The sequence below is a fragment of the Chloroflexota bacterium genome (genome assembly GCA_026708035.1).
In the GTDB taxonomy this organism is placed as follows: domain Bacteria; phylum Chloroflexota; class UBA11872; order UBA11872; family UBA11872; genus JAJECS01.
This window is the reverse complement of record JAPOVQ010000029.1, coordinates 44,835-66,079: the sequence shown is the minus strand read 5'-3', so window position 1 is coordinate 66,079 and position 21,245 is coordinate 44,835. Positions and strand designations below refer to the sequence as shown.

Below are 21,245 nucleotides of genomic sequence, written 5' to 3'. Positions count from 1 at the left end.
AGCGGCGGCAGTTCTCCCAGCAATGGCCGCCGTCACGCGGGAGCAGCGCCATCATTCGCCTCCGAGGTCGTTTCCGGAGGCACGAGCTCGATTTCGACCACGCGCGGACCCTGCATGCGGCGCACGCGGAGTTGCCATCCGTCGTGAATCACAGTCTGTCCGACGCGAGGCATGGAGCCGAGCCGCTGCATGACGTAGCCGGCGACGGTGGAATAGGGGCCCTCGGGCAGCTGAAGGCCCGTCCGGTCCTCGAGGTCGGCGGGACGCAGGCTGCCCGCGACCACGACGCGTCCGGACTGGGTCGACGGCAAATTGGACTGCCGATCGAACTCATCGGCGATTTCGCCCACCAGCTCTTCGAGCAGATCCTCCAGGGCCACGACGCCCGCTGGGCTGCCGTGCTCGTCGATGGCGAGCACCATATGGCTGCGCCGGCGCCGCATGTCGAGCAGCAGCGCGCCCAGCGTGGCGGTCTCGGGCACCACCGGCAACGGGCGAATCATGGCGGCCGGCAGCGGCGACGACGGACGCAGGTCGGTGCGCGTGAGCAGATCTTTGATATGCACGAATCCCCGAAAGTCGTCCGGTTGGCTGCCGAGCACCGGCAGTCGCGAGTGCCCGGTGTCGGCGGCAACGGCCTCGATCTCGCGAATGGTTGCGGTGGCGGGCACGGTCTCGACCGATGATCGCGGCAGCATGATGTCGCGGGCCTTGCGCGATTCGAGCCCAATCGCGCCCTGTGCCAGCCGATAGTCGGAAATGTCGATGGCCTCGATGCGGCGCAAGGCCGACAGCATCTCGGCGATCTGCGACGCGGTGTAGCGCGCCCGCAGCTCCTCGCGCGGGGCAATGCCGAACGTGCGCAGCACCAGGTTGGCCATGCCGTTGAGGACCCACAGCACGGGCCGAATTGCGTTGGCATAGGCCCGGTACGGCACCGAGACCCAAAGCATGGTTCGGATTGGCTCCGCAATCGCGATGTTCTTGGGCGCCATCTCGCCGAGCACCATGTGGAGGAAGACGACCAGGGTGAGGGCGATTGCCGAGGCGATGAGGTGGATCACGTTCTCGGGAATGTCGATGTGGTCTCCCACCGTGTGGACGATCAAGTCGGCAATGGCCGGTTCCGCGACGAATCCAAGCCCGAGCGACGCCAAGGTGATCCCGAACTGCGCGCCGGTGAGCATGAAGGCGAGCTCGCGCAGCGACGTGCTGGCCAATCGCGCCCGATAGCCACCCAGCGCGGCCTCAGCCTCGATAGCCGAGCGTCGTCCGGCGGCCGCGGTGATGGCCACCTCCGCCGCGACCATGAACGCGTTCACGGCGAGCAGGAGGACGGCCGCGAGGAGAAACACGCCGTTCATGGGCGATCCCGCAGGCGGGCCGGCGACGTGAGCAGAACCTGCGCGATGCGCGGTCCGGCCATTTCGAGAACCTGAAAGCGCCAGCCGTCGATTTCAACGCGGTCGCCAACATTCGGCACTCGTTGGAACCGCAGGATCAACAGCCCCGCCAGAGTGTCGTAGCGTCCGTCGGGCATTTCGAACCCGGTGGCTTCGAGCAGCTCCTGCTGGCGAATGCGTCCGTCCGCCTCATACACGCCGGTGCCCGTCGGCGTCGCCAGCCGCACGGCCGGCGGGTCGTACTCGTCCTCGATTTCGCCCAGAACCTCTTCCACGACGTCCTCGATGGTGACGATGCCGGATTCGTCGCCGAACTCGTCGAGCACGATGGCCATGGTTTGCCCCTGTCGTTGCAGCTCGATAAGCAGGCGGTGCAGATCGGTGGACTCGGGGACGACGACCAGCGGTTGCCCGCTGGGCGCAAGCACTGTCTGCGCGCGATCCTCCGCCGCGACCCGGAGCGCGTCCTTCACATGTGCGATGGCCGCGAGTCCCGAGCCGCTGGCGTCCTGGATGGGGAATCGCGAGTGTCCGGTGTCCCGCGCCGCCTCGATCAAGTCCGCGTACGTGGCGTCGCCGGCCAACGAGACGACGGACGAGCGGGGGACCAGCACATCGCGCGCGGCACGGTCGCGCAGGCTGAGCGCCCGGTCGAGCAGCGTGTGCTCCACGCCCTCGATCTCACCCTCCAGCGCCGCCCAGCGGAGCGTGCTTCGCAGCTCCTCCAGCGACTCAACGCCGGGGAGCTCCTCGCGCGGCTGAATCCCCACGCGCTGCATGGACCAGTTGGCCGCCGCATTCAGTAAGCGGATGAGGGGGCCTGCCAGGGTGTTGATGAGCACCACGGGCGGGACGAAGACGACGGCGGTGCGGGCGGGCCGTGCGATCGCCAGATTCTTCGGCGCCAGCTCGCCAAAGACCATTTGCAGCGCGGTTGCGAGCGTGAGGGCGATTGCCGCGGTTGCGGCGCCGATGGCCCCGGGCGGCAGCCAGCCCAGCAGTGGCCGGAGCAATGGCGACAGTGCGCCGTCGACGACCCATCCCAGAATCAGAGAGCTGATGGTGATTCCGAGCTGTGCGCCCGAGAGCTGGAACGAGAGCGTCCGCAGGGCCTGCTGCACCGGACGTGCGCCGCGGACGTTGCGGCTGACCATGTCGTCGATGCGATAGCGATCCACCGCGACCAACGCGAACTGGCCTCCGGCAAAGAGGGCGTTGATCGCGATGAGCACCACGAACACCGCGAGGCCGACGAAGATTTCTATAGCGGTGTTCCCTGCGTGACCCTAGGCCGACGAAATCCAGCCGCGCGGGCAGGCGGCTCGTGTACGGCAGCTAGCGGCGGACGCCGTATCGGGAGGCTGGTCAGCCTCCATGAGCCGGCTCCACGGGAATCTTGCGCACCCGCACGCGCAGAATCCGATTGGCTTTCGTGGTGAGCACCTCGAGCGCCGCGCCATCGACGGCCACGGCGTCGCCCGGATTCGGCACCGCTCCCATCGTGTTGTAGACCAGACCGCCGATCGTGTCGACGTCATCGGCGGCCAGCTCGAGCCCCAGCGCCTCATTGACGTCGGTGATGAGAACGCTCGCGTCCGTCTCGATGACTCCGGCGCCGATGGGCTCGATTTGGACCTCGGGCGAGTCGAACTCATCCTCGATTTCGCCCACGATCTCTTCCAGGAGATCCTCGATGGTCACCAGGCCCTCGGTCTCGCCGTGCTCATTGACCACGATCGCCATGTGGGTGTTGCGGGCGCGCAGCTCGCGCAATAGCAGGTCGACGCGCTGCATCTCCGGCACGAAGAGCGGCGGACGAACGAGGGATGAGAGGTCCGACGGCGGCTGGCCGTCCAGCAGCGCGGCGCTCGCCTCGCGGACGTGAAGAATGCCAATCACGGAATCGAGGTCGTCGTCGTACACCGGAAGCCGCGACAGACCATGCTCGTGGGCCAGCGCCAGCGCCGTTCGCAAAGGCTGCGTCCGTGGCATGGCCACGATGTCGGGCCGCGGCGTCATGACCTGGCGCGCGACGCGGTCGCCGAGTTCAATGACGTTGGCGATCATCGCCGAGTCGTAGGCGTCGATCGTCCCTTCACGCGTGCCGGCTTCCACGGCGTTCAAGACGGCGGCGTCCTCCGGATCGGGCGCCTTCCAGGCTTCTTGTTCCTCCGCGCTCAGCAGCTTCTCGAAGAGTCGGGTAACCGGGAGGGATGCCGCATAGATCACCCACGGGACGAATGTGAGCCGTTCCGCCAACGTCCGCGGATACCGCTGCGCCAGGATGCGCGGCAGGATTCGAGCCAAGCCTGAATGAAGCACGGCGAGCGCGCCGATGGCAACGACCACGCTCCCGGCACGGTTTGGAATCACGGCCGTCAAGGCGTCGGCCATGAGCGTGGCCGTGAGCGTGGCCGATACGAGAATCACAACCGTATCGCTGAGGCGCTGTCCGACCCAGAATCGGAATCGATTCGTCAGCAGCTCATGACGGCGCCGCGCAGCACCCGGAGCATCCGGCGCCGGCGGCTCCAGATCGGTGCGTGCAGTCTCGTTGAGCGCGCTCTCGCTGGCGCTGGCGAGCGCTGAGAATCCGGTCAGAACGAAAATACCGACGAGACCGAGCCAACTAACAGGATCCAAAAAGGATCCGCTCCTCGTTCAGTCGCCGCACAGACGGGTGCGTACGTCCTCGGGTGCCGCGCGGTCCGCGATCGCGCGCCCACTCTCGATACCCCACATTTGGGCTCTCACTTGAACAGTGCCGTGACGGATTCGTCGTTGTGAATCCGGCGGACAGCCTCTCCAAACAATTCATGCGTGTGGACCAATTGTATTTTGCCGTTCATGAGTCCGTCTTCAATCGGAATCGTGTCGGTGATGAAGAGCCGCTCGATCGGGGCGTCCTGAATCCGCTCGAGTGCGTCGTCGGCAAACACCGGGTGCACCGCGCAGCTGTAGACGCTTCGTGCGCCCCGTTCCCGCAGCGCCTCGCTGGCCTCGACCAGCGTGTGGCCGGTCGAGACCTGGTCATCCACGATGATGGCGTCGCGTCCTTCCACTTCCCCCACGATCTGGAGGTGCTCGATCTTGTCGGCCGCGGTGCGGTTCTTGAAGACGACGGCCAGGGGGGCGCCGGCAACGCGCTGACTGAAATCGTGCGCACGGGTCACGCCGCCGGCGTCGGGCGACACGATGACCGGCTGCGTCAGCCCCATGCGGTCGATGGCGTCGGCCAGCAACGGCGCGGCCAGCAGATGATCGACGGGGATGTCAAAGAACCCCTGCACCGCGGGCGCGTGCAGATCGAGCGTGACGATGCGCGAAACGCCGGCCGCCTCGAGGATGTTGGCGACAAGCTTGGCCGTGATCGGTTCGCGCCCGGTGGACTTCTTTTCCTGGCGCGCGTAGCCGAAATACGGGATGAGCGCGGTGACGCGGCCCGCTGAGGCACGCCGCAGCGCGTCGATCATGATCAGCAGCTGCATCAGATTTCTGTCGACCGGCGCGCAGGTGGACTGCACGACGAAGACGTCGGTGCCGCGCACGTTCTCCAGGATTTGGATGTCGGCCTCGCCGTCGGGGAAGTGCTCGACCCTGGCCTCGCCCAGGGGACGCCCGAGCGTATGTGCGATGCGTGCGGCCAAGCCCCGATTGCTGCTTCCCGAAAATATTTTCAGCTCGCCGTCCACGGAGGCCTCCCCCTACTCCGCTAGCGACGGATTCGCGCCGGAATGCCCACCGCCAGCATGCCCGGCGGGACATCCCGTGTGACGACGGCGCTGGCGCTGGTTCGCGCGCCCTCCCCAACCGTCACGGGGGCGATCAGCATGGTGTCGCTGCCGATGAAGGCGTCAGCGCCGATCACGGTGCGGTGCTTGGCCGTACCGTCGAAGTTGCACGTGACCGTGCCGGCGCCGATGTTTGCACCATCGCCAATCTCCACGTCTCCAAGATAGCCGAAATGGTGCACGTGCACGCCACTTCCCAGTGTGGCGGCCTTGAGTTCGGTCTGTGACCCAAGGTGACTGTCGGACCCGATGGCGCAGCCGTCGCGCACGTGAGCGAAGGGGCCCACAACGACGCCGTCGCCGAGGCTCGACGCCGACACCCGCGACGACTCGACGATGCAACCGTCGCCCACGGTCGCGTCGATGAGCCGGCTGTTCGGGCCAATGGTTGATCCGGCAGCGATCGAGGTAGCGCCCTCGAGCGACGTGCCCGGCAGGATTACGGAACCCGAACCGACAGTCACGCCGCGGTGCAGATAGGTCGTTGCCGGGTCGCGCAACTGCACGCCCTGCGCCATCAGGTCCTGGCGCAGGCGCTGCTGCATGGCCTGCTCGGCGTCCGCCAGACGCGAGAGGTCATCGCAGCCGATGGTTTCCTCCTCGTCGGCGATCAAGTGGGAAACCACCCGGCGCCCATCGGCGATGGCAAGCTCGACGGCGGCCGTCAGGTAGCGCTCGCCCGTCGCCGGGCTGCGGGGTACCCGCGGCAGCGCGGCGCCAAGCCACTCGGCATCGAACGCCATCAGGCCGGAATTGCAGGAGGTCATGGCGTAGGTGGCCGAGTCCGCATCGGCGGCCTCGACAATGGCTTGCACAGATCCGTCATCAGCCATCACAACCCGGCCGTAGCTACCCGGCGCAGGCGCTTGGGTCCAGCCCACGACGATTGCGGCGTCGCGTTCATCGCGCAAGGCCGCCATCTCGCGCACGGTCTGGGACGTGAGCAGCGGGGAGTCTCCGAACATCACGACGGCTGTGCCGGGACTCTGCGGGACGCCGGCCGCCTGCGCGGCCGCCGCGGTCCCATAGTCGTCAGGCGGCTGTTCGACGATGTGGACGTCGTTGCCCACGGCATCGCGCAGGTCGACCTCGGGCGACGCGACCACCACGATCGGATCGCAGCCGGCTTTGCGCGCGGTTGCCACCACGTGCTTGACCAGCGGCCAGCCGGCGACTTGATGCAGCACCTTCGGACCCGAGGCGGCCATGCGCACGCCGCGGCCCGCGGCCAGGATTACTGCGGTACAGGTCATGAGCGGCTCACGGCTGGGGAGGGAGGATTCGAACCTCCGAATCGCGGATTCAAAGTCCGCTGCCTTACCCCTTGGCTACTCCCCATCCAGGTTCAGCGTAGAGATCGGACAACAACGGGTCAACGGATGCCATCCCGCATCCGCTACGCGTCGGCGGCCGGGCGAAACCGGGTGAAGTGCGTCCAGTGGCCGGCGGCATGCCCGCGCTCAACAGCTTCCTCAGCGGTCGAAATGTCAGCGAACAGGCCGAAGCAGGTGGCGCCGCTGCCGGCCATCAGCGCCGGATGAGCGCCCGCCGCGCGAAGGTCAACAAGGATGTCGCCGACCACCGGCGTCAGTCTGATGGCAGCCGGCGTGAGGTCGTTGCACATGAGGTCTTCGGACAGCTCGCCGGCAGCCAGCCCACGGGCAAGGTCCATCGTTCGCTCGCCATCGCTCCATTCGGAAGGCCGCAACTCGGCGTAGACATCGGCGGTGGCCAGCGGACTGTCCGGGCGCACGAGCACGACATGCCGCATCGGTGCGGGCGGCAGATCGCTCAAATGTTCGCCGCGTCCGGTCGCCAGCGCCGTGCCGCCGCGCACCAGGAACGGTACGTCGGAGCCCAATTCGGCCGCGATCTGCACCATACGCGCGTGATCCACGTCGGTTTCCCAGAGCTGATTCAGCGCCGCGAGCACCGCGGCCGCGTCCGAGCTTCCGCCCCCCAGACCGGCGGCTGCGGGGATCCGCTTCTCAACGCTCACGTGGGCGCCGGACGCCACGCCAAGCGTCCGGCGCAGCAGATGCGCCGCCCGCAGCGCCAGGTCGTCCTCCGCGGCTAGGTCCGGGAGCGACGGTCGACCACTCACGGTTGGAGCGGATTCCAGGCGCACGTCGTCCGCCAGTTCAAGCGTCTGCATCACCGTCACCAGTTCGTGGTATCCGTCCGGCCGACGGCCGGTGACCTGCAAGCCGAGGTTGACTTTGGCCGGGGCCGCACGGGTGAGGCGGCGCATCGGCTATGCCGCCGGAATTCGGTCGCGTGTCATCCCAATCGACGCCAGGATTTCCTCCTCGACGCGCCGCATGCGCCGATAGCTCGGTGGGTCGTCGTGCGTGAAGCCAGCGAGGTGAAGCAGGGCATGGGTGATGAGATAGGCAAACTCGCGCTCCGTGCCATGCCCGTGCATCTGCCCCTGGCGGACCACGCGCGCGTACGAAAGCGCCACGTCTCCAACGGACTCGGGGTCGGATCCGGGGTCGACGGCGTCGGGCGGGAAGGCGAGCACGTCCGTCGATTGGTCGATGTCGCGGAACTGCCGGTTCAGTCGCCGCATGTCTGCATCGCTGCAGATCCTCAGAGCGGCAGTACCCCTCAACCCTGCGGCGTCGGCTACCGCCGTGGCGACGCGCGCCGCCAGGGTAATCATGGGCTGAGGCAACTCTTGGGCGTCGACCAGATCGAGTGTCAGCGTCGCCCGGGTCACTAGTCGGTGAGCAGGGCGCGCACCGTCGCGCTCACGGCCTTGCCGTCCACGGTGCCCTGCGCGCGCAGGCGGGCCATCAAGGGGCCCATCACGCGGCCAATGTCGCCTGGACCGGAAGCGCCGGTCTCGTCGATGACCGCGCGCGCCGCTGCCTCGATGGCCTCGGCGTCGATAACGGGAGGCAGGTAGCCGGCGATGACCGCGAGTTCCGCCTGCTCGTCGGCGGCTTTGTCCGCGCGGCCGCCGGACTCGTAGAGCTTGATGGCTTCTTCGCGCCGGCGAGCTTCGCGCGCCAGCACGGTGCGCACCAGGTCGTCGCCGGCGTCCTGCCGCTTGTCCTTGGCCTCGTAGGCAATGGCCGACCGAAGCGTCCGCAAAAGTCGTACGCGTGGCTGGTCGCCGCCGCGCAGCGCGGACGTGAGGTCGCTGGAGATTCGATCGAGCAAGCTCATGCGATGGATAGGGGTGCGCCTGGCCGGCGCGGATTCGCGCTAGAGCGCCTGGCTCTCCGCTTGCATCGCCTTGAGCGCCGCGCGCCGGGCTTTGCGGCGCTTGGCCGCCGCCTTCTTCTTGCGCAGCACGCTGGGCTTGTCGAACGCGCTCCGCCGTCGAGACTCCGTGATAATGCCTTCTTGCTGCACCTTCTTGTTGAAGCGTCGCAGCGCGGCATCGAAGCTCTCGTTGGCGCCTACGGTGATATGAACCAAGAACTCCTCCTCGGCGTTTCCGCCAATAAAATACCCGCCGCTTGGGCGGGCTTCAGTCGGTCGCGAACAACGCCTGGGGGTATCGGAAAAGGTGCCTCCTGGCGACGCACAGCCAGTTCTGCCAGCCACTTCGCAGCAGCCACGGCTATCTTAGGAGTCGGATGATTCATCGGTCAATGCAAATCTCAGTGTAGCCGAGGTGCGGATCGTGATAGACGTCAACTGGCTCGCGCTGGCCATTGGAGCGCCGCTGGTGCTCCCTATGACGTTGGGGATCCGCACGCTCGCTCGTCGGCGCGGGTGGATGCATCAGCCCGGGCCCGATCGGATTCACGCCAAGCCTGTGCCGCGGCTCGGAGGGGTGGCGATGTATGCCGCCTTCGTCGTCGTGGCGCTGGTGGTGGCCCAACCCTACGATCTGGCGCTGGCCGGTCTGCTCGGCGGGGCGACGGTGATCGTCGCCGTGATGCTCGTCGACGATGTCCGCGGACTCCGTCCCCGCGACAAGCTCCTGGCTCAGCTGGTCGCCGCCGCAATTCCATTGGCCTGCGGCATTCGCATCGACGCGGTGAGCAACCCGCTGGGCGGCGTGATCGATCTGCCGCTGGTGATCGTGGTGCCGTTCACCCTGTTTTGGATTGTCGGCATGATGAACGCCATCAACTTCACCGATGGGCAGGACGGGCTGGCGGGCGGCGTGTCAACGATCGCCGCCCTGGTGCTGGTGGTGCTCTCGAGCCGCCTGGGACTTCCCGACGTGGCGACGCTGGCGCTGGCGCTCGCGGCCGTGTCGCTGGGGTTCCTGCCGCTCAACTTCTACCGCGCGAGCATCATCATGGGGGACAGCGGCTCGCACTTTCTCGGCTTCAGCCTGGCCGTAATCGCGATTCTCGGGCCGGCGAAGATCGCGACGGCCATGCTTGTGCTTGGCGTGCCGATCCTGGAAGTCGCCTGGTCCATCGTCCGACGGCTGGCTGCGGGCGGGAGCATGAGCACCCGTGATGCGCGCCACCTGCACCATCGGCTGTGGGAGGCGGGGCTGGCCCAGCCCGTGGTCGCGCTGTTCTACTACGTGGTGGCGGCGGGTTTGGGCACCATTGCGCTTCTGGTGGAGCGCGTGAACAAGGTCTACGCCTTCCTGGGCCTCATGGGGCTCTTGCTGGTGCTGCTTCTGGTGCTGGCGCGCCTGCCTCGGCGGCGGCTCATCGGCCGCCCCGCCGAGCCGCCGCGCATGGCCGAGCGCTAACCCTGTGATAGGTTTGACGGTGTCCACGGGAGACGCTGCATGAAGCCCGATATTCACCCTGACTACGTTGAGTGCACCGTCACGTGCGCCTGCGGCAACAGCTTTACGACGCGCGCCACGGTTGCCGCCATCAATGTTGACGTGTGCGCCGAGTGCCACCCGTTCTTCACGGGTCAGCAGCGTCTGGTCGACACCGCCGGCCAGGTGGAGCGGTTCGAGCGACGTCGCAGGCGAGCGCGCGCCAGGGCTTAGCTGCGGATGCGCGGCGTGTGCGCCGTGTTTCCGCCCCGGAATGATCGACGGCAGACCTGATGGCGGCTGACGCGCAGAGCAACGAGTTGCGCATCAACTACGGCGGCCAGGCCGTGCTCGAAGGCGTGATGATGCGCGGCCGCAAGGCGCTCGCAACCGCCGTGCGGCATCCCGCGGGACACATCGTGCTGCGGGCGGAGACGCTCGATCCCGACAGGCTCTCGCAGCGGCTGCGCCGCGCCTATTTCCTGCGCGGCGTCGTGGCGGTGTGGGAGATGCTCGTCATCGGCATGCGGTCGCTCAGCTTCTCGGCGCGCGTGCAGATGGCGGAGGACGACGGCTCCGAAACCGAGGACGTTGAGTCCTCGACCTATATCACCGGCAGCCTGGTCTTCGGGCTGGCGCTGGGCGTCGGGCTGTTCTTCGTGCTTCCGCTCGTGATCACCTCGTTCGCCGACGCGAGCGTCGAGTCGGATCTCGTCAGCAACATCATCGAAGGCGGCGTCAGACTGGCAGTGTTCATCGCCTATCTCGGCGGCATCGGCCTCATGCCCGACATTCGGCGCGTCTGGATGTATCACGGTGCGGAGCACAAGACCATCAACGCCCTGGAGGCCGGCGAGCGCCTCACGACCGCCAACGTGCAGCGGCAGAGCTTGGCCCATCCCCGCTGCGGCACGGCGTTCCTGGTGATGCTGGTGGTGGTCTCGATCATTGTGTTTGCGTTTCTGGGGCGGCCGCCGTTCGTGCTGCGGGTGCTTTCGCGCATCGCGTTGCTGCCGCTGATCGCGGGCGTCGGATTCGAGCTGATCATGCTGACGGCGCGGTACCGATCGAATCTCTTGGCACGGATCGTCTCGGCCCCCGGCATGTGGGTGCAGCGCTTGACGACACGCGAACCGGACGACGACCAGGTCGAGGTGGCGATTGCCGCCATGGATCGCGTGCTGGAAGACGAGGCGCAGCTGACGTCGCTGCGCCCCCAGGTTCAGCCGGTGGTGGTGCCGCATGCTTGACCGGCTGCACGCTCTGCACGCGCGCTCCGAGGAGATCACGGCCAAGCTGGCCGATCCCGCGGTGACAGCCGATCCGGCTCAGCTTGCGACGCTCTCCAAGGAGCTTTCGCGCTTGACGCCGCTGGCCCGTCTGCGGGAGCGATGGCTGGACGCAGCGGACCGCATGGAGGAAGCGCGAGAGCTGGTGAACTCCTCGGACCCCGAGCTCGCCGAATTGGCCGCGGATGAGCTCTCGGCGGCCGAGGAGGAGCTAAGCGAGATCGAGGACGACGTGCGCGAGCGGCTTGTGGGCCGCGACCCCGATGACGAGCGCAACGCCATCGTCGAGCTGCGCGCCGGCACCGGCGGCGACGAGGCCGGTCTGTTCGCCAAGGAGCTGATGCGCATGTACCTGCGCCTCGCCGAGCGACGCCGCCTGCGCACCGAGGTCATGTCAACGAATGAGACGGGAATCGGCGGTCTCAAGGAGGGCGTGCTGCGGATCCTGGGCGAGGGCGCCTATGGCCTCTTTCGCCACGAAAGCGGCGTGCACCGCGTGCAGCGGGTCCCCGTCACCGAAGCGAGCGGTCGCATCCACACGTCGGCCGCGAGCGTTGCCGTGCTGCCGGAGGCCGACGCCATCGAATTGAACATTCCCGACGCGGATATCCGCGTGGACGTGTTTCGGTCCAGCGGCCACGGCGGGCAGAGCGTAAATACCACCGACTCCGCCGTGCGCGTGACCCACCTGCCCACCGGCACGGCGGTGAGCATGCAGGACGAGAAATCGCAGCTCCAAAATCGCGCCAAGGCCATGGCCATCCTGCGCGCTCGGTTGCTGCAGGCAGAGCGCGAGCGCCAGGCCGCCGAGCGCGGTGAGTTGCGCCGGGGACAGATCGGCTCGGGTGACCGCAGCGAGAAAATCCGCACCTATAACTTTCCGCAGGACCGCGTGACGGATCACCGGATCGGACTCACGCTTCGCAATCTGGACGGAATCCTTGACGGTGACCTGGATCGACTGGTCGATGCCTTGCAGTCGCGCGCGGCCGAGGAGCGAGTTCAGGCTGCGGTGCTCTGAGACCACCCCGCGGAGCGTCGATGAGTGGCGGCGCCAGGCCGTGACCAAATTGCGCGCGGCGGGAGTCGACACGCCGCTGCTGGATGCCAACGTCCTCGTGGGCGAGGTGCTCGGCGTCGATCCGGGTCGGATTCCGTTCTGCGGAGATCGGCAGTTGACGGCGGCCCAATCGCGGCGCGCGGCGGCCATGGTTCAGCGGCGCGCGGCGCGCGAACCGGTGGCATACATCATCGGACGCAAGCCGTTCGCCAACGGCTCGATTCACACGACGCCGGATGTGCTCGTGCCGCGCCCGGAGTCCGAGACGCTGGTGCAGGCGACGCTCGCGGTCGCTCGCGCCTTGCGGCCGCGCGCCCTGATCGACGTGGGTACGGGGTCGGGCGCCGTAGCCGTGGCGCTGGCCCGGGAGCTGTCGGAGATTCCGGTGATTGCGAGCGACGTGTCACGGGCCGCGCTCGCCGTCGCGCGCGACAACCTCGCGGAATGGGGCGTGGCCTCGGGAGTTCGTTTGCTGCGGGCCAACGGACTTCGCGCGGTGTGTCCGAGGCAGACGGTGGTGGCCGCTAACCTTCCCTACGTGCCGTCTGCCGCGATCCCGACGCTGGAGCCGGAAGTCTCGCGGTGGGAGCCGCATCTGGCGCTTGACGGCGGCCCGGATGGACTAGTCGCCGTCCGCAGCCTCATGCGTCAATGTGCCGGGATCCAGCCGCTTGCTGTCCTGCTTGAAGTGGCCCATGACCAGCGCGTACGAGTTTCCGCCTTGGCCGCGACGGCGGGCTTCACCTGTCATGCGGTGCACCGAGACCTTGCCGGCCATCCGCGAGTGCTCGACCTCCGCCCGGTGGGCGCGGGATGACCCGCGACGCCGCCCCACCGCCACGGGGTCTGCTCTTCCTGGTGACGGCGCCCACCGCGGCGGGCAAGGACAGTGTGCTCCGCACGCTGCGAGGTCGCGGTGTCGACCTGTCGTGGGTGACGACCGCGGTCACGCGCGCGCCGCGGGAGGGCGAGGTCGACGGCCGCGATCACTTCTTTCTCCAGCCTGCCGAGTTCGAGTCGCGCCTACGCTCGGGATGGTTCCTGGAGTCGGCGCGGGTGTACGGGCGGCTCTATGGCACGCCGCTGCATCAGGTCCAGGAACCGCTGGCAGCCGGCCAGGACGTCGTGCTGCGGCTGGACGTTCAGGGCGCGCGCGAGCTGCAGCGCCTGACGCCGGAGGCAATCGTGATCTTCATCGAGCCGCCGTCGGTTGAGGAGGCGCTACGACGCATCCGGGAGCGCGGTACCGAGTCGCCGGCCGAGGCCGAACGACGCCTCCAGGCCATGCTCGACTTTGAAATGGACTTTGCCTCTCGGGCGGACTATCGGGTGCCCAACGCCACGGGCGAGCTCGAGGCCGCGGCGGACCAGGTGTGGGCCATCGTCGAAGCCGAGCGGCTGCGGGAGCCTCCGCGGCGAGTGGACCCCGCGACGCTGCGTCCCTGGAGCGATCCGCCCGTCGAGCCGTGACGGCCGCCCGAAGCTTCGCGGAAGTGGTCGTCGCCGCGGGCGACGTGCGCGGCGCGCAGACTTTTCACTACGAGATTCCGGCGAAGCTCGAAGGGCAGGTCCGGCCGGGCCAACTGGTGCTGGTTCCGTTCGGCACCCGCCAATCGCATGCCGTCGTGATGCGGGTGGGCGACGCCTCTCCGGTCGAGGCGACTCGTCCAATCTTCGACATCATTTGGGATGCTGAGGTCCTGGACGCCGTCCATCGTGAGCTCGTGGAGTGGACGGCGCGTCGTTATGCGGCGCCGATCCTGACCGCGCTCAATCTCGCGGCGCCGCCGGGACTTGCGGGACATTTGCGATCAACCTATGCGCCCGCGGACGACGCCGCCCAGCCGCAGGCCGCGTTGGCCCCGGCGGAGACTCGGACCCTGGAGTTGATCCGCCAGCGCGGGGAAGCGTCCGAGGCCGAGATCCGGCGCGTTGCCGGCAAGACGGCCGCCCGATCCGGAGTTCGCCGGCTCGTGGCGATGGGGCTCGTCAACCGGCGCATTTCGCTGCACCTGCCGCAGCCGGCGGGCGAGCGCATGGTGTCCGCGGCGGCGGTCGATGACGCTGGCGCCGTTGACGCCCTGCTGGCTCGCGCGCCCAGGCAGCGTGAGCTGTGGCGGGTGCTCGAGGCCGCCGATGAGCCCATACCCGTGCCGGCGGCGCTGCGCGCCGCGGGAGTCAGCCAGCCAATCTTGCGTGCGCTGGTCATGCGCGGGCTCGCCCGCGTCGAGCGACGCGCGAGCACTCCGTACGTCGTTGATGGCGCAGGGCCTGGTGCGACGCCCGGCGAGACGTTCGACGCGGCAGCGTGGCGGCAGCTGCAATCCATGCTCGAGGGTGGCGACGCGGGCGCCGGCATCGTTCAGGGTGACGAAGCCGACCGCTGGTCAGTTTTCGCGCAGTTGATCGAGCGTGCCGTAGACGCCGGGCGGCAAGCTCTTGTGATCGCCCCCGACGTCCGCACGTCGGCCCGACTGGCCGACTGGTTGGCGCCGCGCGTCGCGGCCAAGGTCGCGGAGGTCGGACGCGCACGGACGCCGGCTGAGCGCATTGCGCTGTGGATGGCCGTGCGCCATGGAGAGGTGGACGTCCTCGTCGGTACGCGGGCAGCCGTCTACGCCCCGGTGTCGAAGCCGGGGATCGTGATCGTGGATCGCGAGGAGGACGCGGGCCACAAGCACCGCAACACGCCGCGCTACCACGCGCGCGTCGTGGCGAGGCGCCTGGCCGAATTGAGCGGCTGTCCGCTTGTGCTTGGAACGGAGACGCCAAGCGTGCAGTCGTCTTACGACGTCGAAGTCGAGCGATCGCGACTTGTCAGCGCGCGGTCGGGCGAGTCGACGTCGCAGCCAAGCGGCGGCGTTGACGTGGTCGATATGCGCCGCGCGGTTCAAGTGGGAAGGCACGGCGTCATCTCACGCCGCCTGTTCGAGGCTCTGCGGCAAGTCCTGCACGACAACGGACGCGCGGTGCTCTACGTCAATCGCCGGGGAACGGCGACGCTCACCGTCTGCCGCGACTGTGGGCATGTATTTGGCTGCCCGCGATGCAGCACCGGTCTGGTCCAGCATCGGGAGGCGGCGAGCTTGCAGTGCCACGTATGCAACTGGCGCGAAGCCCCGCCGCGCCACTGCCCCGTGTGCCACGGCCGCCGCTTGCGGCTGTGGGGATACGGCACCGAGGCCGTCGCGGAGGCGGTGAGCCACCTGTTTCCGAGAGCCCGCGTCGAGCGAGTGGATAGCGATCGCTCGGCGCGCGATGTCGAGGCGGCGGCGAGCGCGTTCGAGCGAGGCGCGGGCGTGGACGTGCTCGTTGGCACGCAGCGGCTCGCGGGGTTTGGCGAGGCCCTGCGCGCACCGTTGCTGGGCATCGTGCAGGCGGACGTGGGGCTCAAGTTTCCCGACTTCCTGGCGCCCGAACGCGTGTTCATCAACCTCATGCGGCTGCGGCGGCTCGTCACGGGCGGTGAGGACGGCGCCCGCATGGTGGTGCAGACGCTGATGCCGCGCCACCACGTCACCCAGGCGCTGGAAGCCGGTGACACCCGGCAATTCTTCCGCGCGGAGCTGGAGGAGCGCCAGGCCGAGGGGCTGCCGCCATTTCGCCCGGTGGCCCGCGCCACGTTCGCCCATGCCGACGACGATCGAGCCGCGACGGAAGCGCGGCGGGCGCGGCGGGAGTTGGAGACCATTGCCCGCGCCGCCGAGCCGCTGGATCTCGAAATCCTCGGACCGGCGCCGGCTGCGTTGCACCGGCGGCGAGGGCAATATGTATGGCAACTCTTGCTATTCGGCGTGGATGCCCGAAAGGTCTTGCCCGAGTTGCACCGTGGCTGGACGATTGACGTCGACCCCATTGAGTTGACATAACAACCAGTAATGCCTGCGCTTCCCGTGCTCCCGGTCGACCATCCCATGCTGCGCCGCAAGTCCAGCCGCATTCGCAGCGTGACCCCCGGCATCCGCCGCATGATCGACGACATGTTCACCACTATGGACCACCATCAGGCTGTGGGCGTGGCGGCCAACCAGATCGGACGGCCGTGGCGGCTGGTCGTGGTGGGCGTCGACGACGATCGGCTGGCGCTGGTGAACCCCGAAATCGTCTGGTCCAGTGGTTCCCAGGTCGCCGACGAAGGCTGCCTCAGCCTTCCCAACTGGTACGGACCGGTGGAACGCGCGGTGAGCATTCGGGTGCGGGCGCTGGACGCGCAGGGTCGGCCGCTCCGCCGCGAGGCGACCGGGCTCCTGGCGCGCGCCATCCAGCACGAGATCGACCACCTCGACGGCGTGATCTTCACCGACCGGCTGACGGATCCGGACGCCCTGCGCTTCGTGGATCCTGCCTCCGACGAGGCGCGGCGCCTGCGGGCGTCCTGAACATGCCGCGGCAGCGCGCGGGACGAAGTGGCTGACGGCGTGCGCGCGGTTTTCCTCGGCACCCCGGAGTTCGCGCTCCCGACGCTGCGCCGGTTGCATGCGCGCGGCGTCGTGCAGCTGGTCGTTTCACAGCCTGACCGACCGGCCGGCCGTCGGGGCGTCGATCGCACGCCCGCCGTGATCACCCTGGCGCGGGAGCTGGGTCTTCCGACCATGCAACCCGCCAACCCGAACGACGCGCCGAGCCTGGAGCGCATGCGGGCGGCGCAGCCGGATGTCCTGGTGGTCGTGGCCTACGGTCGCCTGCTACGCCGGCCGCTACTCGAACTGGCGCCGGCCGGCGTGGTGAACCTTCATCCATCGTTGCTTCCGGAGTATCGCGGCGCATCCCCGATCCAGGCGGCGATCCACGATGGGCGGACTCGCACCGGGGTGACGCTGATGCGCATGGACGCCGGGCTGGACACGGGGCCGGTGATCGCCGCGCGCGAGATGTCCATCGGCCCGCATGACACGTCGCCTGCCCTGCACGACCGACTGGCCGACGCGGGCGCCGAGCTGCTGGACGAAATGCTTGACCCGTGGGTCGCCGGACGCGTGACGACGCAGCCGCAGGACCCGGAGGCCGCGACCCTTACCCGACCGCTGGAGCGAGCCGATGCCGAGTTGGACCTGCGGCGACCGGCGCAAGAGATTTACGACCAGTGGCGCGCGTTTCAGCCATGGCCCGGAGCCTTCGCGGTGGTTGACGGGCAGCGCGTGGTGATAACGGCGATGGATCAGCCCTTGGCAGAGGGACGTCCCGTCGGCCACGCGTCGCTCGACGGTGATTCACTCCTCGTGGGCTGCGGCTCCGGCGCGCTGCGGCTGACCGGTCTGCAGCCGGAAGGCCGAAAGGCAATGTCCGCACGCGCCTTTGCCAACGGCTATAGCGCACTGTTGCGGGCAACGTGGGGCGACCGGCTGCCCGCGCACCGCCCGCCGCTGACGCGTCCCGCGAGCTAGATTCGGACGCGGGTACCGCACGACGCCGAGGAACGCAGTGGCAGTGATTCTGGCCGGAGCCGTGCCGCTGGTGGCGATGCTGGCGGTTATGTGGACGCAATATCGTGTGCGCAACATCTTCGCGCGGCATGCGGACATCGTTTCCGATTTCGGTCAGCCCGCTCACCAGGCCGCGCGCTACTTGCTGGCGTCGGTCGGGCTGCGCGATGTCCGCGTGACCGCGGTCCCAGGAACGCTGACGGACCACTACGACCCCTCACGGCGCGAGCTGCGCCTTTCTGAAGGGGTCTACGAGGATGACTCAATAGCCGCCGTCGCCATCGCCGCGCACGAAGTCGGCCACGCCATGCAGGACGCGCTGGGGCATCCGTTGCTGCGTCTGCGAGTGCTCGTGGCCAAGGCGGCGTCGGCCTTTGCCGCCATTGCGCCCCTGATCATGGTGGCCGGGCTCGTCGGCGGCATCGCCACGCGGCACCCGACGGCCTTCGCGATCGCGGCATCGGGCGTGGTGGGACTGCTGCTGGCATTGCTGCTTGCCGCCGTGGCGCTGCCGGTTGAGCTCGATGCCAGCCGCCGCGCGCAGCGATCGCTCGAAGCGGCGGGCATCACCACTGCTGCCGAGGGCCCGCGGGTCCGTGAGCTTCTGCACGCCGCCGCCCTGACCTATCTCGCGTCGCTGGTGGGCACGTTCGCGCGCATGCTTGTGGGAGGGCTGCGCGGTTTCGGGAGGATTCGGTGATGGCGAATGCCGCCCGTTAGGAGAGATTTGGCACAGGCCGCTCGCGGCCCCGGTGCTAACCTTGGGCGACCGGCTGTGAGGCTGCGAACGACCGTTCGCGCGGGGCATGCCTTCGGTGTTTTTCCCCTTCTTCGACATTTGGTACATCGTGCTCATTGGGCCGGCGTTCATCCTGGCGATGTGGGCCCAGTCGCGCGTTCGGGGCACCTATCAGAAGTACTCGCAGGTGGTTTCGTCAACCGGCATGCCGGCGGCCATGGCCGCACGGCGGATCCTGGACGCGGTCGGACTCTACAACGTGGAGGTCCGACGCGTACCGGGCGAACTAACCGATCACTACGACCCACGGCAAAAGGTGCTGCGGCTATCGGAAGGCGTCTACGACAGCAACTCGCTGGCCGCCGTCGCCATCGCGGCGCACGAGGCCGGACACGCCGTCCAGGACCAGACTCGCTACCCGTGGCTGGTGATGCGCAGCGCCATGGTGCCGGTCACGACCTTCGGGTCGAAGTTTGGCTACGTGCTTCTGATCGTGGGCTTCTTGATGGCCGGCTTTCTTCAGAGCGAGATCGGTATACCGGTTGCCGTGATCGGACTGCTGCTCTTCAGCACGGCGTTCGTGTTCTCGCTGATCACGCTGCCGGTGGAGTTCAATGCCAGCGCCCGGGCGCTCAAGCTCATGGAGTCGGTGCGCGTCGTCAGCAGCCCCGAGCGCATGCACGCCAAGAAAGTGCTCGATGCCGCGGCCTTGACCTACGTGGCGGCCATGTTCATCGCGCTCATGCAGGTGCTGTATTTCGCGCTCCGCTTGCTGGCCCTGACCGGGGGACGGCGCTAGACGGTCCGGGTCGCGGGCGGTCGTGGGTGCGGAACGACACGCGGTGCTACGCCTAGACTCGTGACAACGAACGATCCGGCCGACCGGAAGCGCGCGCGAGGGCCTCAGGCTGCGGCAAGCGCCGTTTCCGATTCGGAGCTGGCCCGGCTCCTGCCCGACGAGCCCCGCTACCGACGCGACCAGGTCCGTCGCGGAATCTACGACGGAGCGGCCCACGGCTTCGACCAAGTCACGACGCTGCCGAGAAGCCTCCGCGAACGCCTCGACATGACGCTCGCCTTCAGCAGCATCAGCCCTGATCGCGTCCGCGTCGCCGCCGACGGGACCCGGGCCTTCCTCTTTCGGACTGCCGACGGGACGGTCTTCGAAACCGTACAACTGCCGTCCGAACGCGGCTCCGCCACCACGGTTTGCGTCAGCTCCCAAGCCGGATGCGCGATGGGGTGCACCTTCTGCGCGACCGGCACGCTGGGACTGACGCGAAATCTGAGCGCCTCGGAAATCGTCGACCAGTTTCTCCACGTGCGGCGCGAGAGCCGGGCGGGCGCGGCGCCGGATCGCATCGTCTTCATGGGCATGGGCGAGCCGCTGGCCAACACGGCCAACGTGCACGACGCGATCGAGGCGCTGGTCGATCCCCGGCGCGGCGGGCTGGGGGCGCGCCACGTCACGGTTTCGACGGTCGGTCTGCCGGCAGGAATCGCGGAGCTGACGCGCTGGCCGTGGCAGATCGGCCTGGCGATTTCGCTGCACGCCGCGAGCGACGACGTCCGCGCCACCCTCGTGCCGCTTGCCAAACATGTGGACCTGGCGACGTTGATGGCGTCGAGCGTTGCCTACCAGCGGACGACGCGGCGGCGGGTATCGTACGAGTACACGATGCTCCGGGATGTCAACGACCACGTCGGCCAGGCGCGCGATCTGGCGCGGCTCGTCGACGGCCAGACGTGTCACGTGAACCTGATTCCCTTCAACCCCTATCCGGGCGCGGTCTACGAGGCGCCGGCCGCCGGCACGACGCGCCGGTTCCGCGACGAGCTGCAGCGCCACGGCGTGGCCGCGACGATTCGGCGCACCCGAGGACGCGAAATCGCCGGGGCCTGCGGGCAGCTTCGGGCCGACGGCACATCTTGGCGACGACGGTCCCAAGCAGCGGTCACAACGCGCAATGCCTCCTGAGACGCCGGCGCGCATCGCCCCGTCCATTCTGGCGGCGGATTTCGGCCGTTTGGGTCAAGAAATCGAGGCCGTTGCCGCCGGCGGCGCCGACTGGATTCACATTGACGTGATGGACGGCGCGTTCGTGCCGAGCATCTCGTTCGGCACGCCCGCGGTCGTCGCCGCGCGCGCTGCCACGAAGCTGCCGCTGGACGTGCATTTGATGATCGAGCCGGTCGAGCCGCACATCGAGGACTTCGCCGCCGCGGGCTCCGACGCCATTTCGATCCACGTCGAAGCCGCGGTGAATCCCGCCGCGACGCTGCGTCGAATCCGAGAGCTCGGATTGCGCGCCGGGCTTACGCTGCGGCCTGGAACGCCAGAGTCATCGGTTTGGCCCTATCTGGACGCCCTCGACATCCTGTTGGTGATGAGCGTCGAGCCCGGCGCCGGGGGCCAGGCGTTCATTCCCGAAATGCTCGACCGTATCGAGTCGCTGGCCGACCGCATCGAATCCCAGTCCTCGAAAGTTGACCTCGTAGTAGACGGCGGCATCAACGCCGAGACCGCTCCGAGCGTCGTGCGAGCGGGCGGGAATGTTCTAGTCGCCGGAACTTCGGTGTTTGGCCATCCGGACGGTCCGGCCGCCGGGGTGCGGGCGCTCAGGGGCGCGCTCGGTTAGCCCTCTTTGTCGAGCGTCCGAATGCAGCCGGTGCAGATGCTCATGCGCTGGTAGCGCCCGTCCACGAACACCCGCTTGCGCTGTACGTTGACGCGCCAGCGGCGCGGCTTCTTGGTGGCTTTCCGTTCCCAACGCCCGGAAGCCTTGTGACGAATGTGATGGCCAAACTGCGTCCGCGTGTCGCAGACCTGACAAGTCGCCACCGAGC

Annotated in this window: 23 protein-coding genes and 1 tRNA gene; 13 read left to right on the top strand and 11 right to left on the bottom strand. The window is 68.2% G+C overall.

All coding sequences use genetic code 11. From position 1 onward, the window contains the following. Positions 1–32 precede the first annotated feature (32 nt). From OXG33_12350 to rpsU, 10 genes are all read right to left on the bottom strand, one after another. Entirely contained in the window at positions 33–1,364 is a 1,332-nt protein-coding gene (locus tag OXG33_12350) for a hemolysin family protein (protein ID MCY4114706.1), read from the bottom strand. Beyond that, on the bottom strand, positions 1,361–2,635 hold the full coding sequence (locus OXG33_12345) for a hemolysin family protein (protein MCY4114705.1): 1,275 nt from the start codon (positions 2,633–2,635) through the stop codon (positions 1,361–1,363). The genes OXG33_12350 and OXG33_12345 overlap by 4 nt, the downstream gene beginning before the upstream one ends. Positions 2,636–2,768: 133 nt before the next feature. Beyond that, complete coding sequence (locus OXG33_12340; GenBank protein ID MCY4114704.1) at positions 2,769–4,046, bottom strand: hemolysin family protein; 1,278 nt, start codon at positions 4,044–4,046, stop codon at positions 2,769–2,771. A 107-nt stretch (positions 4,047–4,153) separates the two neighbouring features. Beyond that, positions 4,154–5,095: a ribose-phosphate pyrophosphokinase gene (locus OXG33_12335; protein ID MCY4114703.1), complete on the bottom strand. Its 942-nt coding sequence runs from the start codon at positions 5,093–5,095 to the stop codon at positions 4,154–4,156. Between the two features lie 20 nt (positions 5,096–5,115). Beyond that, positions 5,116–6,447 (bottom strand): bifunctional UDP-N-acetylglucosamine diphosphorylase/glucosamine-1-phosphate N-acetyltransferase GlmU, encoded by a 1,332-nt coding sequence (gene glmU / locus OXG33_12330; protein ID MCY4114702.1) that lies wholly within the window; start codon positions 6,445–6,447, stop codon positions 5,116–5,118. Between the two features lie 13 nt (positions 6,448–6,460). After that, a tRNA-Gln gene (locus tag OXG33_12325) sits at positions 6,461–6,532 on the bottom strand. Between the two features lie 58 nt (positions 6,533–6,590). Continuing rightward, complete coding sequence (locus OXG33_12320; GenBank protein MCY4114701.1) at positions 6,591–7,445, bottom strand: 4-(cytidine 5'-diphospho)-2-C-methyl-D-erythritol kinase; 855 nt, start codon at positions 7,443–7,445, stop codon at positions 6,591–6,593. A gap of 3 nt (positions 7,446–7,448) precedes the next feature. Continuing rightward, positions 7,449–7,859: an rRNA maturation RNase YbeY gene (gene ybeY / locus OXG33_12315; GenBank protein ID MCY4114700.1), complete on the bottom strand. Its 411-nt coding sequence runs from the start codon at positions 7,857–7,859 to the stop codon at positions 7,449–7,451. A gap of 56 nt (positions 7,860–7,915) precedes the next feature. Next, positions 7,916–8,368, bottom strand: coding sequence for a GatB/YqeY domain-containing protein (locus OXG33_12310; protein ID MCY4114699.1), 453 nt, complete (start codon positions 8,366–8,368; stop codon positions 7,916–7,918). A 39-nt stretch (positions 8,369–8,407) separates the two neighbouring features. Further along, the gene (gene rpsU / locus OXG33_12305) at positions 8,408–8,623 is read right to left on the bottom strand and encodes a 30S ribosomal protein S21 (GenBank protein ID MCY4114698.1); all 216 of its coding nucleotides are present in this window, start codon (positions 8,621–8,623) and stop codon (positions 8,408–8,410) included. Between the two features lie 208 nt (positions 8,624–8,831). Here rpsU and OXG33_12300 point away from each other — a divergent pair, with 208 nt between their 5' ends. The 13 genes from OXG33_12300 to rpe all read left to right on the top strand — a co-directional run bounded on the left by OXG33_12300 (position 8,832) and on the right by rpe (position 21,037). Then, complete coding sequence (locus OXG33_12300) at positions 8,832–9,869, top strand: MraY family glycosyltransferase (protein MCY4114697.1); 1,038 nt, start codon at positions 8,832–8,834, stop codon at positions 9,867–9,869. A 39-nt stretch (positions 9,870–9,908) separates the two neighbouring features. Continuing rightward, positions 9,909–10,121: a 50S ribosomal protein L31 gene (gene rpmE / locus OXG33_12295; protein MCY4114696.1), complete on the top strand. Its 213-nt coding sequence runs from the start codon at positions 9,909–9,911 to the stop codon at positions 10,119–10,121. A 59-nt stretch (positions 10,122–10,180) separates the two neighbouring features. Then, entirely contained in the window at positions 10,181–11,137 is a 957-nt protein-coding gene (locus OXG33_12290; protein ID MCY4114695.1) for a DUF1385 domain-containing protein, read from the top strand. Continuing rightward, the gene (prfA, locus tag OXG33_12285) at positions 11,130–12,197 is read left to right on the top strand and encodes a peptide chain release factor 1 (GenBank protein MCY4114694.1); all 1,068 of its coding nucleotides are present in this window, start codon (positions 11,130–11,132) and stop codon (positions 12,195–12,197) included. Before OXG33_12290 ends, prfA begins: the two co-directional genes overlap by 8 nt. Next, complete coding sequence (gene prmC, locus OXG33_12280; GenBank protein ID MCY4114693.1) at positions 12,145–13,053, top strand: peptide chain release factor N(5)-glutamine methyltransferase; 909 nt, start codon at positions 12,145–12,147, stop codon at positions 13,051–13,053. Before prfA ends, prmC begins: the two co-directional genes overlap by 53 nt. Beyond that, complete coding sequence (locus OXG33_12275; protein MCY4114692.1) at positions 13,050–13,706, top strand: guanylate kinase; 657 nt, start codon at positions 13,050–13,052, stop codon at positions 13,704–13,706. Before prmC ends, OXG33_12275 begins: the two co-directional genes overlap by 4 nt. Further along, complete coding sequence (gene priA, locus OXG33_12270) at positions 13,703–16,105, top strand: primosomal protein N' (protein MCY4114691.1); 2,403 nt, start codon at positions 13,703–13,705, stop codon at positions 16,103–16,105. The genes OXG33_12275 and priA overlap by 4 nt, the downstream gene beginning before the upstream one ends. A gap of 9 nt (positions 16,106–16,114) precedes the next feature. Continuing rightward, positions 16,115–16,615: a peptide deformylase gene (gene def, locus OXG33_12265; GenBank protein ID MCY4114690.1), complete on the top strand. Its 501-nt coding sequence runs from the start codon at positions 16,115–16,117 to the stop codon at positions 16,613–16,615. A 27-nt stretch (positions 16,616–16,642) separates the two neighbouring features. Next, positions 16,643–17,620, top strand: a complete 978-nt coding sequence (gene fmt / locus OXG33_12260; GenBank protein MCY4114689.1) for a methionyl-tRNA formyltransferase — start codon at positions 16,643–16,645, stop codon at positions 17,618–17,620. Between the two features lie 37 nt (positions 17,621–17,657). Beyond that, positions 17,658–18,359 carry a zinc metallopeptidase gene (locus tag OXG33_12255; protein MCY4114688.1) on the top strand — a complete coding sequence of 234 codons (702 nt, stop codon included), beginning with the start codon at positions 17,658–17,660 and terminating at the stop codon, positions 18,357–18,359. A 106-nt stretch (positions 18,360–18,465) separates the two neighbouring features. Beyond that, complete coding sequence (locus OXG33_12250) at positions 18,466–19,197, top strand: zinc metallopeptidase (protein ID MCY4114687.1); 732 nt, start codon at positions 18,466–18,468, stop codon at positions 19,195–19,197. A gap of 60 nt (positions 19,198–19,257) precedes the next feature. Next, positions 19,258–20,376 carry a 23S rRNA (adenine(2503)-C(2))-methyltransferase RlmN gene (gene rlmN / locus OXG33_12245; protein ID MCY4114686.1) on the top strand — a complete coding sequence of 373 codons (1,119 nt, stop codon included), beginning with the start codon at positions 19,258–19,260 and terminating at the stop codon, positions 20,374–20,376. Then, a complete protein-coding gene (rpe, locus tag OXG33_12240; GenBank protein ID MCY4114685.1) occupies positions 20,366–21,037 on the top strand; it encodes a ribulose-phosphate 3-epimerase in 672 nt (223 codons plus the stop codon). Before rlmN ends, rpe begins: the two co-directional genes overlap by 11 nt. On the opposite strand, the gene OXG33_12235 is transcribed toward rpe, so the two are convergent. Further along, positions 21,034–21,240 (bottom strand): bL28 family ribosomal protein, encoded by a 207-nt coding sequence (locus tag OXG33_12235; protein MCY4114684.1) that lies wholly within the window; start codon positions 21,238–21,240, stop codon positions 21,034–21,036. The genes rpe and OXG33_12235 overlap by 4 nt on opposite strands. Between the last annotated feature and the right edge of the window lie 5 nt (positions 21,241–21,245).